This window comes from Paenibacillus sp. 01T442 (assembly GCF_056398345.1).
The window spans coordinates 1-16,380 of record NZ_JBFTPF010000067.1 but is presented as its reverse complement, the minus strand read 5'-3'; the positions used below and the strand labels follow the sequence as shown (position 1 = coordinate 16,380).

Annotated in this window: 12 protein-coding genes; all 12 read left to right on the top strand. The window is 46.7% G+C overall.

Annotated features, from left to right (window positions below; all coding sequences use genetic code 11):
• Window positions 1–97 precede the first annotated feature (97 nt).
• Window positions 98–1,030, top strand: a complete 933-nt coding sequence (locus AC1DLM_RS28615; protein WP_477571877.1) for a helix-turn-helix transcriptional regulator — start codon at window positions 98–100, stop codon at window positions 1,028–1,030.
• A gap of 43 nt (window positions 1,031–1,073) precedes the next feature.
• Complete coding sequence (locus tag AC1DLM_RS28610) at window positions 1,074–2,087, top strand: hydroxyacid dehydrogenase (RefSeq protein WP_477571876.1); 1,014 nt, start codon at window positions 1,074–1,076, stop codon at window positions 2,085–2,087.
• Window positions 2,088–2,176: 89 nt separating this feature from the next.
• Window positions 2,177–4,300, top strand: coding sequence for a glycoside hydrolase family 3 protein (locus tag AC1DLM_RS28605; RefSeq protein ID WP_477571875.1), 2,124 nt, complete (start codon window positions 2,177–2,179; stop codon window positions 4,298–4,300).
• Entirely contained in the window at window positions 4,297–5,871 is a 1,575-nt protein-coding gene (locus tag AC1DLM_RS28600; protein WP_477571874.1) for an FAD-dependent oxidoreductase, read from the top strand. The genes AC1DLM_RS28605 and AC1DLM_RS28600 overlap by 4 nt, the downstream gene beginning before the upstream one ends.
• 69 nt (window positions 5,872–5,940) lie before the next feature.
• Window positions 5,941–7,806 (top strand): hypothetical protein, encoded by a 1,866-nt coding sequence (locus AC1DLM_RS28595; protein WP_477571873.1) that lies wholly within the window; start codon window positions 5,941–5,943, stop codon window positions 7,804–7,806.
• Between the two features lie 21 nt (window positions 7,807–7,827).
• The gene (locus AC1DLM_RS28590; protein ID WP_477571872.1) at window positions 7,828–8,508 is read left to right on the top strand and encodes an N-acetylmannosamine-6-phosphate 2-epimerase; all 681 of its coding nucleotides are present in this window, start codon (window positions 7,828–7,830) and stop codon (window positions 8,506–8,508) included.
• Window positions 8,509–8,512: 4 nt separating this feature from the next.
• Window positions 8,513–9,448: an ROK family protein gene (locus AC1DLM_RS28585; protein ID WP_477571871.1), complete on the top strand. Its 936-nt coding sequence runs from the start codon at window positions 8,513–8,515 to the stop codon at window positions 9,446–9,448.
• 269 nt (window positions 9,449–9,717) lie between these two features.
• Window positions 9,718–11,328, top strand: a complete 1,611-nt coding sequence (locus AC1DLM_RS28580; protein WP_477571870.1) for an extracellular solute-binding protein — start codon at window positions 9,718–9,720, stop codon at window positions 11,326–11,328.
• Between the two features lie 83 nt (window positions 11,329–11,411).
• Complete coding sequence (locus tag AC1DLM_RS28575) at window positions 11,412–12,377, top strand: ABC transporter permease (protein ID WP_441991726.1); 966 nt, start codon at window positions 11,412–11,414, stop codon at window positions 12,375–12,377.
• On the top strand, window positions 12,371–13,246 hold the full coding sequence (locus AC1DLM_RS28570; protein WP_441991725.1) for a carbohydrate ABC transporter permease: 876 nt from the start codon (window positions 12,371–12,373) through the stop codon (window positions 13,244–13,246). Before AC1DLM_RS28575 ends, AC1DLM_RS28570 begins: the two co-directional genes overlap by 7 nt.
• 39 nt (window positions 13,247–13,285) lie before the next feature.
• The gene (locus tag AC1DLM_RS28565) at window positions 13,286–15,559 is read left to right on the top strand and encodes a helix-turn-helix transcriptional regulator (RefSeq protein WP_477571869.1); all 2,274 of its coding nucleotides are present in this window, start codon (window positions 13,286–13,288) and stop codon (window positions 15,557–15,559) included.
• Window positions 15,556–16,380 (top strand): zinc-dependent alcohol dehydrogenase (locus tag AC1DLM_RS28560; protein WP_477571868.1); only part of this gene is annotated, 825 nt, incomplete at its 3' end. The genes AC1DLM_RS28565 and AC1DLM_RS28560, both read left to right, overlap by 4 nt.

Below are 16,380 nucleotides of genomic sequence, written 5' to 3'. Positions count from 1 at the left end.
TAAGATTGCATCATTTCAATAATGCCCAGTTTTTACGAAAATAAGAGTTAGAACAGGTGAGCCATCACCTAAGTAAAGTCATGGGGGAGGGAACGGAATGGCCTACCAGTTGTTTACATATCGGCATAATAAGACCTTACCGGAAGTTGCATGGTTGAAGGAACCTTTTGTTTATGATTTTTTCACCCTTTGGCAGGTTGGAGAACGTCGGTTGTTTCGGGATACAATCGGGTTTCAAGGACCTCATGAGGATCGGTTTTGGGATATAGGGTATGTGACAGAGGGATCTGGTGTCGTATCTATTCATGGTAGCGTATACCAGATTCGGAAGGGTGACTGCCTGGTTAGAATGCCGGTTCATACTTGCATGATCTCCTCAAAAGATACCGACGAGCTGCAGATCTGTTACATCCGGTTTGAGCTTCATGATTCGGAGAGAGGTGAGCATCCCTTCGCTTGTATGAATAGCGTGCTTTGGGAGAAGAAAGATCCAGTCCGCAGGGACCACTGGGGGTTAGCGGACTTATTCGATCAATTGCTTAGAGAGATTCGGTACGAAAATCGTCACCTGCTATTGATGGCTGGAAGCTATGTAAATCAGATATTGGTTACGGCATATCGCAATTACTTGGGACAAGTGGAGCGTAATATCGATACATCTGACCATATGGTTCCATCCATTGGAGGCAAAAGGGAGATTGCTGAGCGTGCGGTTCAATACATGAATGAACGAGTTTTGGAGTTGAAGGAACTTAGTAGTGTTGCGGATGTTCTTGGCTATAGCTATTCGTATTTATCTCATGTATTTAGAGAAGAGATGGGCACCAGTCTACAAGCTTACTTCTCGAAGAGACGGATATTAACGGCTATGCAGTTTCTCCATGATGAGGATAACACAGTAACCCGCGTGGCTGAGTTACTTAGCTATCAATCGATTCACTCGTTCAGTAAGGCTTTCAAGAAGCAGACGGGGCAATCGCCTTCTGAATATCAGTTTCGATATGCGAATGAGAAAAAAGCAAGTTACTAAATGAAACCGTTTACCTTCAGTCGTGTGAAAAGGAGAAGAGCTTATGACTTTACATCTTGCAATTATTCCGGGCATGCGCATAACCCGAAGAGTATTCACACCCTCTCAATTAGAAAAGCTGGGCAGACTCTCCCGAAGAGTGACCCTGAATCAGGAAGAAGGAAACCCATCCCCCGAAACGGTGAAACGGTTGATCCAAGGGGCTGACGCTGTGATTACTTCCTGGGGTTGTCCCCCTCTGGACAGTGAACTTCTTGCAGAAGCACCTGATCTTCGGGCACTGCTTCATGCTGCCGGATCTGTAAAAACTGTAGTTACTCCAGAGTTGTGGGAGCGGGGAATCCAGGTGACTGGCGCCGCTTCGATGCTCAGCAGGGGGGTGGCGGAAACAACACTAGGGCTTACTATCGCTTCTTTGAAAAATATGTGGCAGATTATCGATTACACGCGAAATAAAGACTGGTGGGGTTTTCAGCAGGATTCGGTTAGAAGCCGAATAAGGGAAATGTTCGGGATAACGATAGGTGTAATAGGAGCTGGTCATGCAGGACGGCATTACATCAAGCTTCTGCAAGGCTTCGATGTAAAGATTCTCCTTAGTGATCCTACCTATACGGAAGTTCAAGCAGCGGAGCTGGGGGCTAAGCTAGTTCCATTGGAGGAGCTGCTAGCCGCAGCAGATGTGGTAGCGGTCATGGCACCCGAGATACCGGAGACCTATCAGCTACTTAATGAGGACAGACTCGGTTTAATGAAGGATGATGCCATTCTGATCAATCCAGCGAGGGGCTCCATCATTCACGAGGAAGCTCTTATCCGACATCTGAAGCTGGGCCGTTTCTTTGCTTGCCTTGATGTGACGGAACMTGAGCCGCCGGCTTCAGATCACCCTTTTCGCACGCTGCCAAATGTGGTGCTAACCGGTCATATTGCAGGTGCGGTCAATAATGGCTTGCCGCAGATCGGTAAATTCATAACAGACGAATGGGAAAGATGGGTTCAAGGTGTCCMGATGGAAGGTCGCATCGATCCGGTGAAGCTCTCCTTTTTGGCATGAAGATGCGGCACTACGGCACTACTAATTGATAGGAGGCTGAAGAATGGTTATTCGTCGAAAATAGTTCATGCTTGTGTTGGCAGTGCTAGTTGCGGTGGGTATTTCGTAGAGGGTACGGTAAATCTGCTAGCACTAGGCGTGACGGAAGTGTCTATTATACGTTAGGTGCGAAGCTGTATAGGCTTCCAGTTCCGCTCAAGGACGTAACGCTTGAGGTTGGAAGCAACGAGTTCACGCGCGGGGAGGACTCGCTAATAACGGTAAAGGGTGTTCTGGCTAATGGTCAAGAAGCTCGATTATCGGAAGGTGAGGTTCAAATCACAGTAATGGATCCGGCGGTGGCTGATGTCCGAGATGGAGCTTTGATTGGGAAAAATCTGGGAATAGCAGAAGTGCAAGCAACTGTCAGTCTTCAAGGGGTAACCCTCAAGACTGTACCGGTTACGATCCGAGTAGTAAGCAATATGGAATCCATAAGAAGGCTTCTGGAGGAAGGCAAAGCTGAAGGCAGCATAATGACCTCTGTTTTCATGCAGCTGTCAAATGCTTTAGCACAAGCTGAACATCAGCGGGATAAAGAAGATGCGTCCAATAGCTTGGTTAATCAGCAGCATGAAAAGGTTGTAAAACAAGCAGAAGAGAAGGGGACCAAAGGTATATGGAGGGAAACAAAGATGTTCGAAATACTGGCAACAATGAGCTTGGAGGAGAAGGTAGGACAGTTGTTCACTCTGACCAACCGAGGGACTGTGCTTTCAGAGCGGACAAAGCGATTGGTTGTGGAACGCAAGGTTGGGGGAATTTTTCTGGATATGGACAGCTTGGTTGATCCCGAGCAGGTTCGAACCCTGACAGATGGGCTTCAACAAGCGGCTATAGGGACAGGGAGGGGAATTCCCCTCTTCATCTCCGCGGATTATGTAGCAGGAGCAGGCTGCAAGCTTCAGGGCGGAGCCGTTCATTTTCCCAAAAATAAAGCGCTTGGGGTGTCGGGAGATGTAAATCTGGCTTATGAATCAGGACGAATAACGTCCGAGGAATCATTAGCTATGGGAGTCAACTTCAACTACAGTCCGGTAGTGGACATCAATATCAATCCAGATAACCCGGTCATCGGGACCCACTCCTTCGGGGAAGATCCGGAGCTTGTTGCTGAACTGGCTTGTTCTGTTATTAGAGGGTACCAAGACCACGGTTTGATTGCGACGGCAAAACATTTTCCCGGGCATGGAGATACGAACGTAGACTCACACTTGGCGTTGCCAGTGCTTTCTTTCCAGTCGGAAAGACTGGAAAGCTTCGAGMTTGCTCCCTTCCGGGAGGCCATTAGTGCCGGGGTAGAAGCCGTCAYGGTTGGCCATATCGCTGTTCCTGCTTGGGAGTCATCCCTCCGTCCTGCTTCTCTGTCGAAGGAGATCACAACGGKGTGGTTGCGAAATAAGTTAGGTTTCCAGGGGCTAATCGTAACGGACGGCCTATCCATGAAAGGGGTAACGGCCCAATATTCCTTGCCAGATGCATGTATCCTTGCTATTGAAGCCGGAGCTGATATCCTGCTTGCGACAGGGCAGACACCTGAAGAGGAGGACGCTATGGTAGAAGCTGTGATTAAAGCAGTTAATACAGGGCGTATCTCGATGGAGAGAATCGAGGAATCCGTTATCCGCATTTTGGAAGTCAAACAGAAATATGGCCTGAATAGAGAGAAGATGGCGTCAAAGCTGCTAACGGATCGTGGGCGTTATGTGGCGAATCCCGACCATGAAGAAGTCAGCCTTAAGCTGGCCAAGAAGGCGGTTACACCTGTCCATGGAATGAAACCGATCTTCACTGCCCAGCGAGACCGTTCGAAGGAATGGTGTTTATTGTGGGATCGGCAGACTGAACTATTTCGTAACCAACTGTGTATGGATGCGGACTTTGCTATGGAAAAGAGATTGGAGAGCTACGAGGAAGTCGTGGAAGCGATGAATTCCTGTAGCTCGGCACCGTTACTTATTTCCCTCACTTACAATAAATTAATGAATCCTGAGGTATTATCCGAGGTTAATCGAATGGCTAGAGAGAGGAAGAACGTGATTCTCGTTCACTTTGGTTCTAACTATGACCTGCGGCACCTTCCAGATGTACCTGCGCTCTTGATGTACGATCGAGCGCCTTCTTTACAGCAAGCTGCAGTTGACTACTTAATGGGTAAGGAGCTGGGAATATGAGGAATGAACATAAGGCAGACATCGTCATTATCGGTGGGGGAACAGGTGGGTGTGCAGCGGCACTTGCGGCAGCGCGTGCCGGCAGGAAGGTCATTATGACGGAGGAAACGGACTGGATTGGCGGTCAACTGACGAATCAGGCAGTGCCTCCTGATGAGCATCCGTGGATAGAACAGTTTGGTAGTACGGCAACTTATAGGGAGTTTAGGAACCGAATCCGTGAGTATTATAAGCGCAATTTCCCTTTGGCAGCAGGCTCGTCCTCAGCAGTTCTTTTCAATCCAGGGAATGCTATTGTCAGCAGCATCGCTCATGAACCTAGAGCTGCATTGGCTGTTCTTAGGGATATGCTGGCCCCTTATCTGCATAGCGGACGGCTGGAAATTCTCTTGGGGTATGTCCCAATTCATGTGGAAACGGAAGGAGACCGAATTAGAGCCGTCCATGTGAAGGAGCTGATCAAAGGTGGAGAGATTGTGCTTCAAGCTCCTTATTTCTTGGACGCGACAGAAACTGGAGAGCTCCTGCCCTTAAGTGGAACAGAATATGTAACAGGGGCTGAATCCGTAGATCAGACGGGAGAGCCACATGCTTTATCAGGGGCACCTGATCCTATGGATATGCAAGCTTTCACTTACTGCTATGCAGTTGACCATATAGAAGGTCAGGACTTTACCATTGCCAAGCCAGAGCAGTACGACTTTTGGCGGGGCTATCAAGCTGATTTCTGGCCGGATCGCCAGTTAAGCTGGATGGGGCTAGTGCCTCATACCTTGGAGCCTGTCCGATACAGCTTTTTTCCCGATGAAAAGTCGTTCTCCTTATGGAAGTATAGAAGAATCATCGACAAACGAAACTTCGCCGAAGGCACTTTCGATAGTGATATGACATTGGTCAATTGGCCGCAGAATGACTATTGGCTAGGATCGATCATTGATGTTTCTGAAAAGGAACGGGCGAAGCATCTTCACGGTGCGAAGCAGCTCAGCCTTTCTTTACTCTATTGGATGCAGACAGAGGCTCCGCGCCCGGACGGCTGGCAGGGGTATCCTGGGCTTAGACTGCGTCCAGATGTGGTAGGAACTGAAGATGGTTTGGCCAAAGCCCCTTATATCAGGGAATCCAGACGGATTAGAGCCGTGACGACTGTTCTAGAGCAGCATCTTAGCCCAGCTTTCAGAGGAACAGGGGGAGCGGAGATCTACAAGGATTCTGTCGGAGTTGGCTGTTATCGAATCGATCTGCATCCGAGTACGGGTCTGCGCTCTTACATCGATGTTTCCAGCTATCCTTTCCATATTCCCTTGGGAGCTCTACTGCCGATTCGCATGCGAAACCTGCTGGCGGCCGGCAAGAATATAGGGACGACGCATATAACGAATGGCTGCTACCGACTGCATCCCGTTGAATGGAATATTGGAGAGGCAGCAGGGTGGTTGGCGGCGTATGCTTTAGACCGGGGTCTAGAGCCGCATCAAGTTCGCAGCCAAGAGAATGAACTGGCCGCTTTTCAAGAGATGCTGAAAAAAGCTGGAGTAGAGCTGGCTTGGCCTTCCATTCATGCCGTGTGACTTATCAGGTTCAAATGATTGTCTTGGTAGGAATAACGTATTTTTTATTCAAAAGGATGGAGGCTTCACATGAAAATTGCAATTTGTTCCAAACATCCTCTCGATCATATCCCGTGTCAAGGTGCTGGATGGTTCCCGTGGGAAGAACTGGAATCCATAAACATCGAAGAATACAGTGCAATCTTGTTAATCGGATCATCCCGCATAGACGAGCCTGCGATTATTCCCGCACCCATGGTGCCCCGTTTATGGCGGTTTGTGGAGGGCGGAGGTTTGCTCTACGCGGAGCTTTTAGAAGCTTTTGATTTTTCTAGTTCTAGGCTGTTTGGCTGGAAGCAAGATTTCCCCAAGACCCGCAGAACGCTTGAAAAAATAAGGGTAGTACGAGCAAATGAGGAGTCCGGGCTCGAACAAGGAGCGCTGCTGGAGTGGAGTGGAGCCTATGCTTTGGGCTTCCCTATGCCAGACGAACCGAACAAATCCTTGCTGGAATTTGGCTCGTTTCACGGGACTCACTTTGCGGAAGAACGAACGTCATCTCCTGCACATCCCGGTTTATCCATAAGACGTTTGGGTGCAGGCCTGGTGGTGCACTGCTCCTTTTCTCTCTATTCTAGCGAAATGAAAGAAGCGTTTAGACCTTATTCCCGTTGGGGAATGGTCATAGAGTCATTAGCGGCAGAAACTAAGCTTCCTTTGATTGTTTGGCCAGAAGTTATAAAGACTTCGAATGGGACTTCCCCGGACGAAGCCGTGGAAGCCAGTATCCGTTGGTTTGAGACTTCCGGCATTCTCCCGGCCATGGACGGAAGCGCTGGTGTATTTGAGAACATTCATTCCGTAACCGGCGCCCTTTCTTCGGATCGCAGGCCTGACTGCACGGCGCATACGGCTCTTCTATTCTATTTGTATGGTACATGGAAGAAAGATCCCCGCTATCTGGATAAGTCTCATCAGCTATTGACGTCTTTGTTTGAAAACGGGTTTCAGGATATGGAGAAGGATTCACCTTCCTATGGTTTGTTTAAGTGGTACGATTATCCAGGCCGTTACCCGGATCAAATGTTCACAGACGACAACGCCTGGGTTTGCTTAGTCCTTCTTTATTTATATAGAAAAACCGGAAGGTCTGAGTATCTGGAGCGGGGGCTGCCTCTTGCTGAAACGCTTCTTTCCACACAGAATGGGAATGGAGTCAGGCCAATCGTATTATTCCGCAGACAACTCGAGAAGCTGGGTCTAGCAGGAGCCGGGGAACTGCCTCCCAGCTTAAATCCACATTTTGAGAGCATCGCACATGCCGCTTTTATCCAAGCTTACTTGGTGACAGGAAAACAGGAGTACGTAGATACAGCGTTAAAAGGAAGCTTGTACCTGGCCTCGCGGATCGAAGATCTCACTTTCATGTACAGCCGAACGTCGGGGTATAGCCGATTTGTGCTTCCTCTTGGATTTTTAGGACGATTCGATGAGAGCGGGGAGACACTTTCCACTCTGGAGCGGATAGTTGAATATCTACTTTCTCATCAGAGCCACCTCGGAGGGATCGAAGAAGCAGATAATCCGGATCCGGACAGGTTCGGGAAGGAAGATGCCGGCGTATTCATTCATAATGGGGAAGGTATTGCCGACCAGCTCTACACGAATAATTTTCTCTTGATGAACATTTGGGAAGCTTGGAAGGCGACTGGGCAACCCGGGTATAAGACTCTATATGATGATTTGTCAGCCTATATATGCCGCATCCAAATCAACAGTGCGGATCCCCGTTATCATGGAGGGTGGATGCGCGCTTATGATTTGAAAATCGAGGAATACTTCGGTAACAACGGAGATACGGGTTGGGGGCCCTATTGTATGGAAAGCGGATGGACCCAGGCTATCACCTCGTCGGGATTACTATTAGGACTTTTGAATGAGTCACTCTTTAATTGATGATTAAGGGAGAGATTTAGAATGAATATGACCAGCATAATTACAAAAGGTGGACTTGTGGTTTCATGCCAGGCTTTACAGGATGAACCGCTTTATGGTTCTAAACATATGGCGGTTATGGCGAAGGCTGCCCTTGAAGGGGGAGCTCAGGGAATCAGAGCCAACAGTCCTGAAGATATACGAGCAATCCGTCAGGCTGTAGATCTGCCTATCATCGGACTTTGGAAGAAAGATTACGTAGGCTATGACATCTACATTACACCGACTATTGCCGATGCTGTCGCCGTCTATCAGGCAGGCGCAAATATTGTTGCCTTGGACGCCACCTCCCGTCCCAGACCAGACGGACTTGAGTTGTCTCAAGTGATCCAAGAGCTGAAGCAGCTGGGAATCCCTGTTATGGCGGATATTTCTACCTATGAAGAAGGAGTGAATGCAGCCAAATGGGGAGCGGACTACGTGTCAACGACTCTTTCAGGCTATACCCCTTACAGCAAGACCACTCTTCCGAATTTAGACTTGGTGAAACGATTGACGCAGACGCTGGATGTCCCTACAGTGGCTGAGGGTGGGATATCGACGCCGCAAGATGCCAAATTAGCGCTGGGTTATGGCGCCTATTTCGTTGTGGTAGGTTCAGCCATTACACGTCCTCAATGGATAACTGCGCAATATTTTTCCGCGATGCAGGAAGGCAGTTGACGTTATGACAGAGAATTCATCACATTATATAGGTGTTGATTTGGGGGGGACCTCTATAAAGGGAGGTCTGTTGTCCTTAGACGGAACAGTTAAATCCGAACTCGTCAAACGCACGCCGGTGAAGGAAGGCAGGGAAGGCATTCTTCGAGAGCTGTTTACACTGATCGAAGAGCTGTTGGAAATCTCCACTGACGATGTGAGGGCTATAGGAATTGGATCTGCAGGTAGAATTGATCCGGTAGCAGGAACCGTTCTATATGCGACAGACAATCTGCCAGGTTGGACGGGGACCCCCTTGAGGGATTTGGTAGAAGGAAGCTTTGGACTCCCTGCTTTTGTCGATAATGATGTGAATGCTGCAGCAATTGGAGAGACTTGGATGGGTTTGAGAGACACCTTCTTTACAGGCCCTATTATGTTTATTTCCCTTGGGACCGGCGTCGGCGGTGCTATCGTTCATAAGGGGGAAATTATTCATGGAGCAAACGGAGGAGCGGGCGAGGTCGGTCATATCCTGCTGGTTCTGGGAGGACATCCGTGCAATTGCGGGCAGAATGGCTGTCTTGAGCAGTATGGATCTGGAACAGCTCTCAACCGGATAGCAAGGAATATCGAACCCGAATGGAATAGCCACATTCTTCTAAAGCAGTGTACGGAAGGAGAACCACGAGCAGTCCGAGCAGTTGAAGTCTTTGCTGCTGATCTAGCTGCCGGTATCATTAGTATTCGCAATATGCTGGATCCCCACAAGTTTATTATTGGGGGAGGGCTGGTCGATTCTCACGATGTTTGGTGGGACTATCTGAGGTCGAAACTGGATGCCCTATCAGGGCAGAAGACGGTGCTGGAGGTGGCCCAGTTAGGTAATCGGGCCGGATTAATCGGAGCCGCCAAACTTGCAATGGATGGAATAGCAAGAGTAGGCAGGAGTAGGAAGTAATAAATAGAATGCCAAATGTCAGCCGAATGTTATTATTTTCTACAGTATTATGATTTTCCACACGGTGCAAACCCACGATGTATAAGCCTTTTTTTGAAAATAGGGGTGAATGCCTATGAAAAATAAAAGGCATCTGAAAACGCTTTGTTTACGCTGAATGAAAGCGCTTTTATGCTAATTTTACACAGCACGGTTTTACATAGGTTTATGAATTGGCAAGTAAGCTGTTTGCTGTTAGGCTCAAGAAAAAATTAAAGGGAGGAAGAAAAATGAAAAGAAAGAATACTGCTTTACTCTCAACACTTTCGCTGGTAACTTTGCTTGTCGCAGGATGTAGCAGCGATAAACCTAAGGACACTATTGCTTCAGCTTCACCAACATCTGCACCGCCAGTATCGGCAGCACCAACGGCTAATTACGGCGATACTGGAGGAATAAAGCTTCCTATCGTTGATAAACCGACGACACTTTCTTGGATGCTTGTTAGCGATAACCCGAATTTGGGCGACTCATTGGTTGTCAAGGAGATTGAAAAACGCACAGGCATTAAACTGGACATTCAAGCCTATTCCTCGGGAACCTACAAAGACAAGTTAAAGGTTATTGTTGCCTCCGGGAAACTTCCTGATATTTTTCACGGACAGACGCTGGCCGAGCTGAACAAGATGGGAGGGCAAGGGGCGCTTGAGCCAATTAGCCAACACTTGAAGGATCTTCCGAACTTCAAAAAACTTTATGTTGATGATAAAGAGAACAATTGGGTCATGAAATCTTGGTCTGATGACAAGAACAACATGTATGCTTGGCCGCTCTATGGCCTGCAGCGTGACGTCAATCACGGATTCCTGTACCGCAAAGATATATTTGATAAGGCAGGTATTAAGGAGTGGAGCAATACCGAGGAGTTTTATCAAGCACTCAAAAAATTGAAGGAAACCTATCCGCAATCCTATCCTGTAGCTTCCAAAACAAAGGAATTCATTTTCAGGGATTGGTCATATGGATGGGGAGTAGGCGGAGCGAGCACACCTGCTTATTACGACGAAAAAGCAAAGGTTTGGAAACTTGCCACTACCCAACCCGAGTACAAAGATATGCTTGAATTTATGAAAAAGCTTTATAACGAAGGACTCCTGGATCCAGAGTTTATTACCGACACGGATGCTTCCTGGACGGCGAAAATGACCACGAACGATAAATCGTTCGTCACTTTTGACTGGATCGGAAGATTAGATGCGTTCGCTAATTCAGTAAAAGCTCAAAATCCAACATACAACCTGCGCTATGGGAATCCGGTCGGGCCTACTGGCAATATTAGAACCCTTCCGAAAATCGACAACTTCGGAATCGTTGTAGCGAACAACAGTAATAAAGAAATTGCTTTAAAGCTGCTTGATTACTTGACCAGTCCTTCCGGCTCCTCGCTTGTTACAATGGGTGTGGAGGGAGAAACTTTCAAAATGGAAAACAACAAACCCGTTTATCCTGAGCTGAAGGATGTAGCCAACGTAGATATCAAAGCCCTAGAGAAGAAGTATGGCTTGTGGCTTGAAGGCATGTACCTGCGTCCAGATAAGCGCAGCGTATACTACAGCTTTACCGAGAAAGAGCAGGAAGCCCAAGATAAAATTGTGAAAAATAAGAAGTTTGAGCCTGCAGATCCTGTCCTGAAGTTTACGGATCAGGAGACTAAAACACTGGCGGAGCTTAAGGCATCACTCGAGAAGGCGGCCAACGAATTTAGTACGAAGTACGTTATGAAAAAAGAGTTTGGGGAAGCTGAGTGGAAAGAATGGCAGCAAAATGCCGAAAAATTAGGCGCAACCAAATTTATTGATGCCCACAATGCTGCGCAAAAACGTTACGACGAAGCGAAATAATACAGTTAAATTAATGATCTAGGAAGCGGCACCCGGGTGGGGATCTATCCGGGTGCTCTATCCTTATGATAGGAGGAAATCCCATGCGAGCGACACAACCAGAGATTTCGCAGCGGCAGAGTAACCGCATTCCCAGTTCTCGCCTTAAGTCCACTTGGAGTCATATGAAGCGTGATCGTCAGCTTCTTATCCTATTTATTCCTTGTATCGTCTTCTTCATTCTATTCAGATATGGCCCTCTCTACGGCTTAATTATCGCTTTTAAGGACTACAGTGTGTACCAAGGGATTTTGGGGAGCGAGTGGGTCGGCTTGAAGCACTTCCGACAATTTTTTAACAGCCCCGATTTTTTCCTGTTGTTCAAAAATACGCTGCTGCTTGGGCTGTTCAACCTGCTATGGGCTTTCCCGTTTCCAATTATTTTTGCCGTATTGTTGAATGAAGTTCGAAATGTGAAGTTCAAAAAGATGGTGCAGACTTTCAGTTACCTGCCGGCTTTTTTGTCGGTCGTAATCGTCAGCAGCATGCTTGTTGACTTTCTGTCCCCGACACATGGTTTGGTGAATACTGTCTTACATGCATTTGGCTTTAAGGGAACCTATTTCTTGGTTGCGCCGGAATGGTTCCGGACCATTTATGTATCCAGTGAAATCTGGCAGCACATGGGCTACGAAGCGATTATTTATTTGGCCGCGATTGCCAGTATAGATCCGACATTGTACGAAGCGGGCAAGGTGGATGGAGCATCGCGCTTTCAAATGATACGTTATATCACCATTCCCAGCATCATGCCTACCATCCTCATTTTGTTCATTATCAAAACCGGGTCGATGTTTCGGATTGGTTATGAGAAGGTGCTCCTGCTTTACAACCCCATGACATATGAGGTTAGCGATGTATTTTCGACTTATGTGTATCGAAAGGGTCTGCTGGAAACTAACTATAGCTATGCTGCTGCAGTAGGGATTTTTGAAGCGATAATCGCCCTTCTCATGCTGCTGTTTTCCAATATCGTGAGCAAAAAAGCAGGGGGAAAAGGGTTATGGTAAAAAGAAAACCATTCCAAAATAGATGGACACTGTTCGATATGATCCTTACCTTGGTTCTATCTATCGTTGCGATTGTGACGGTTTATCCGGTTCTTTATATCGTGGTGATCTCGTTCAGCGATACAGCTAGCATTGTACAGAACAAGGTTTTCCTATGGCCAAAGGGCTTTAATCTGGATGCGTACAAGGAAATATTGGCTAGCCCAAAAATTCCAAGAGCTTATATGAACACGATTCTTTACACCGTGGTAGGCACTGCAATTAACCTACTTATGACGGCCGTCGCCGCGTACCCTTTATCGAGACCCGGCTTTTTCGGGAGAAAATACTTTATGATAGCTATTGTGCTAACGATGTTTCTAAACGGTGGTATGATCCCGACGTTTCTTATCGTTCAGAAGCTCCATCTGATTGATTCCATGTGGGCGCTTGTCATTCCAAATGCAATATGGACGATCGAGCTGCTGATTTTGAAAAGCTTCTATGAAGCAATGTCGAGCTCTCTTCGAGAATCAGCTGTTATTGATGGCGCTTCTGAATATAGGATTCTATTTAGCATTATCATTCCATTGTCTAAGCCGGCGCTCGCTTCAATCGGGTTATTTTATTTCATGGGGCATTGGAACAGCTTTTTCCTTCCGATGATCTATTTGAATGATATGAAATTGTATCCATTGCAGGTCGTTCTGCGTGACATGCTGTTCTTTGACATGTCCAAAGAATCAGGATTGGTTGATCAGGCGGCACTTGCGCCTCAAGCTGTGAAGAACGCGACTATTTTTATATCCATGGTACCTGTACTCTTAATTTACCCGTTCGCCCAGAGGTATTTTGCCAAAGGAATTATGCTCGGTTCAGAGAAGGGATAAGCCCCGCTTCATAGAAAGTATATAGTTGGGGGTGCACGGATGGGGAAAATGAAAATGATTGCCAATAAGGGATTTCTACAAATTTTTTCCGCGCTTCTTTTGATGGTGATCCTTATGTTTGTTTCTAATTATTTGGTTTATAAAAACTCACTCACTAGCGTTTATAACCAAGTCAGTGAAAACAACAAACTGGTTGTCAAGAACATGATCCGCTCCTTTGACGACAGCTTCAAAGATATTAACGATATTATTTATTCAATTCAGCAGTTGCCTTACCATACCTGGGATAAGAGTGATGACGGGATCCTCAACATGCACGAAGTGTATCTGTCTCAGAAAGACATTCGTTCGTTAGTTTCCTCCATCGATTATATCGAAGAAGTCGTGGTATTTAATAACAATTCCAATCTTGCCATAACGGCAGMAGGTACGATACAAATGCAAGACCTTTTTCGGCAAAAGTACAGCAACAAAACATATAACGCCGATTTTTGGAAATCCACTGCAGGAACTACGCACCCACTTCGGGTGTTTCCATCCGAGAGGTACTCGGAGATAGGGGCTTCCGGAGTTGGGGATACACTCAGGAAGCTTCTTGTCGTTCTAGGAAGTAATCAATTATCTAATCAGAATGTTTTGGTTTTTATAAATACGGATAAGCTGCTCCAGCATGTCAATCAAATGGCCATGATGCAGGGGACTTCGCTGATCGTAATGGACCATAATCGGAATGTGATCCTTAACACGGAGGAGAGCTGGGATCTCGTTGAAGTTCTGAATGATCTTAATGTCGGAGAGGGTCCAGAAGCAACGCTGAAGAAAAAGAATTACGAATACAATCTTTTTAAATCGGACTATAACGACTTTGTGTATATTAACAAGGCTCCCTACAAATTTGCGAATATGAAATCAGTAGGGGATGCTAATCGACAAATTATCATCATTGCCATCGTGAGCGCCATCTTACTTTCCGCTCTGCTCAGCATGTACTTATATACGCCGGTGCGGAACATTCTCAAGCTAGTAGGAGGATGGGATCAAGGAAGAGCGGACTTTCGGAACATCTTTACCGGGATTGCCAAAATTCAGCACGAGAACGAATCCTTCAAAACCCAGATAGATGTCATCTACTCAGAAATGCGCAAAGGCGCTTTTCTGAATGCTCTAGGCGATGGTTACCATTTAAGGGAAACCGAACAGCGACTGCAGCATTATTTCACTGAATTTTTTCAGAATAAATATTTTATTATAGCCACTATTCATCTCCATCCCAATTCGGGTAAAGTGGCATTTAACATCCAAGAACATACCCAAGCTATTCAGAACGGTCTACGTGAGCAACCGGGAAAGGCGATTGTTTTTCATCAATCAAATCTGAGGTTTGTGGTGTTGATAGGATTTGGGCAGCAGGCTGAGCGCGAGCTAGCTGTTAAACAACTACGCGCTTATGTGCTGCAGGAGAAGACAGAGTTGTGGAAAGATTGCTTCGTCTTGACTGCGGTCAGCCGACTTTATCCATCTTTAACGGAGAACTGCCATAAGGCATATCAGGATTTATCACATTGCCTTGTTTATCGAAACATCCATTCTGAGGATCCAATTATCGACTATGATTCTATCCGATTTACGTGGAAGGTTTATTATCCTCTTGATGAGATTGAGAAATCTTCCAACTTTCTTGTAAGCGGCAATGTTGCCGAATGTATTAGGATTATCAATGAGATCTTTGCTTTAAATATAGAACGGAGAATTCACCATTACCAGTTGGTGCCGGTTGCGAAAACGATGTTTTACTATTTACTGAAGCATCTTGAAATGAGCAATATCGAAACGAAAGTCATCCTTGCGTTGGAATTGGAATTTAATACGCAAGTGGAAGCCGCCTACCATTATGAGGGTATTCAAAGCACCCTAATCCAAGCGGTTAAGGTCATTGCAGACAAGATCAAGAACGGACAAAGAAGCAAGCTGAATCCTACTTTCGTTGCCCAGTATATAGAAGAGCATTATATGAGCAATTTACATTTGGACCATATGGCCGAAAAAATGGAGACATCTCCGAAGTATTTCTCCAATTATTTCAAGAAAACATTCGGGGTCAACTTTGTTGATTATTTGAACAAGGTAAGGTTGTCACATGCCAAAGAATTGTTGAAGAACACCGATATGCCGGTCTCCGAGATCAGTGAAAAAACCGGGTATTTGAATTCCACTACGTTTACCAGTACATTCAAGAAATACTTCGGTTTCTCGCCGAGCGAATTTCGCAAGAGCGCTTCAACTGACCAATTACTACTTGGGAGGAAAAAATGATGAAAGCCATCGCCGCTAGAGAAGGATCCATCGTAACGATCGACGTAGAAGAGCCGGATCTTCTTGATGGTCACGTCCTCATACGTACTGAATATTCCGCTATCAGTCCCGGTACGGAATTGACGATTGCAAACAGATCAAAAGACAAACCAATCGGACTAGGCTACAGCGCCGTAGGAATCATAGAAAAAGTGGGCAAAGCTGTGACTTCGCTGCATCCGGGACAAAGGGTCGCCTGCTATGGCGGCCCTTATGTTCGACATGCGGAGCTAATGTCAGTGCCGGTTAATCTTACCGCGATTGTACCCGGGCATGTCAGCCCGGAAGAGGCAGCCTTCGCTGGACTTGGAGCCATAGCCATTCATGCTTTACGGACAGCTGATCTGAGATTTGGAGAGTCGGCAGTCGTGGTTGGATTAGGTATCCTGGGGAATATTACTGCTCAAATTGCGGCTGCCGCTGCTTATCCCACCCTTGGTTATGATTTGAATACCGAGCGTGTGGCGTTCCTTAAGCAGTGTGGAGTAAGCCGATCTTACGACAAGCAAGAGGACTTGGAAGCAGGTCTCGCGGAAGCTACGGGAGGTAGTGGCGCAGATAGTGTCCTCTTATGTGCAAGCGGGAATGGTGAAGAGCTTATGAACAGCTCGTTTAATTGGATTCGTGATCGTGGGAAGGTGGTAGTTGTCGGGGATTTAACCACTGAATTCTCGAGAGGGAAGATGTTCGGGAAAGAAGCTCAGGTGCTCATTTCTCGAGCAGGAGGCCCCGGCCGTTATGACGCCCAGTATGAACGGGAAAATATGGACTATCCATTAGGT

Excerpts from the sequence above, each read along its gene's own strand:
- AC1DLM_RS28600 (WP_477571874.1), top strand. The coding sequence starts at position 4,297 with ATGAGGAATGAACATAAGGCAGACATCGTCATTATCGGTGGGGGAACA.
- AC1DLM_RS28575 (WP_441991726.1), top strand. The coding sequence starts at position 11,412 with ATGCGAGCGACACAACCAGAGATTTCGCAGCGGCAGAGTAACCGCATT.
- AC1DLM_RS28570 (WP_441991725.1), top strand. The coding sequence starts at position 12,371 with ATGGTAAAAAGAAAACCATTCCAAAATAGATGGACACTGTTCGATATG.
- AC1DLM_RS28590 (WP_477571872.1), top strand. The coding sequence starts at position 7,828 with ATGAATATGACCAGCATAATTACAAAAGGTGGACTTGTGGTTTCATGC.
- AC1DLM_RS28615 (WP_477571877.1), top strand. The coding sequence starts at position 98 with ATGGCCTACCAGTTGTTTACATATCGGCATAATAAGACCTTACCGGAA.
- AC1DLM_RS28580 (WP_477571870.1), top strand. The coding sequence starts at position 9,718 with ATGAAAAGAAAGAATACTGCTTTACTCTCAACACTTTCGCTGGTAACT.
- AC1DLM_RS28585 (WP_477571871.1), top strand. The coding sequence starts at position 8,513 with ATGACAGAGAATTCATCACATTATATAGGTGTTGATTTGGGGGGGACC.
- AC1DLM_RS28595 (WP_477571873.1), top strand. The coding sequence starts at position 5,941 with ATGAAAATTGCAATTTGTTCCAAACATCCTCTCGATCATATCCCGTGT.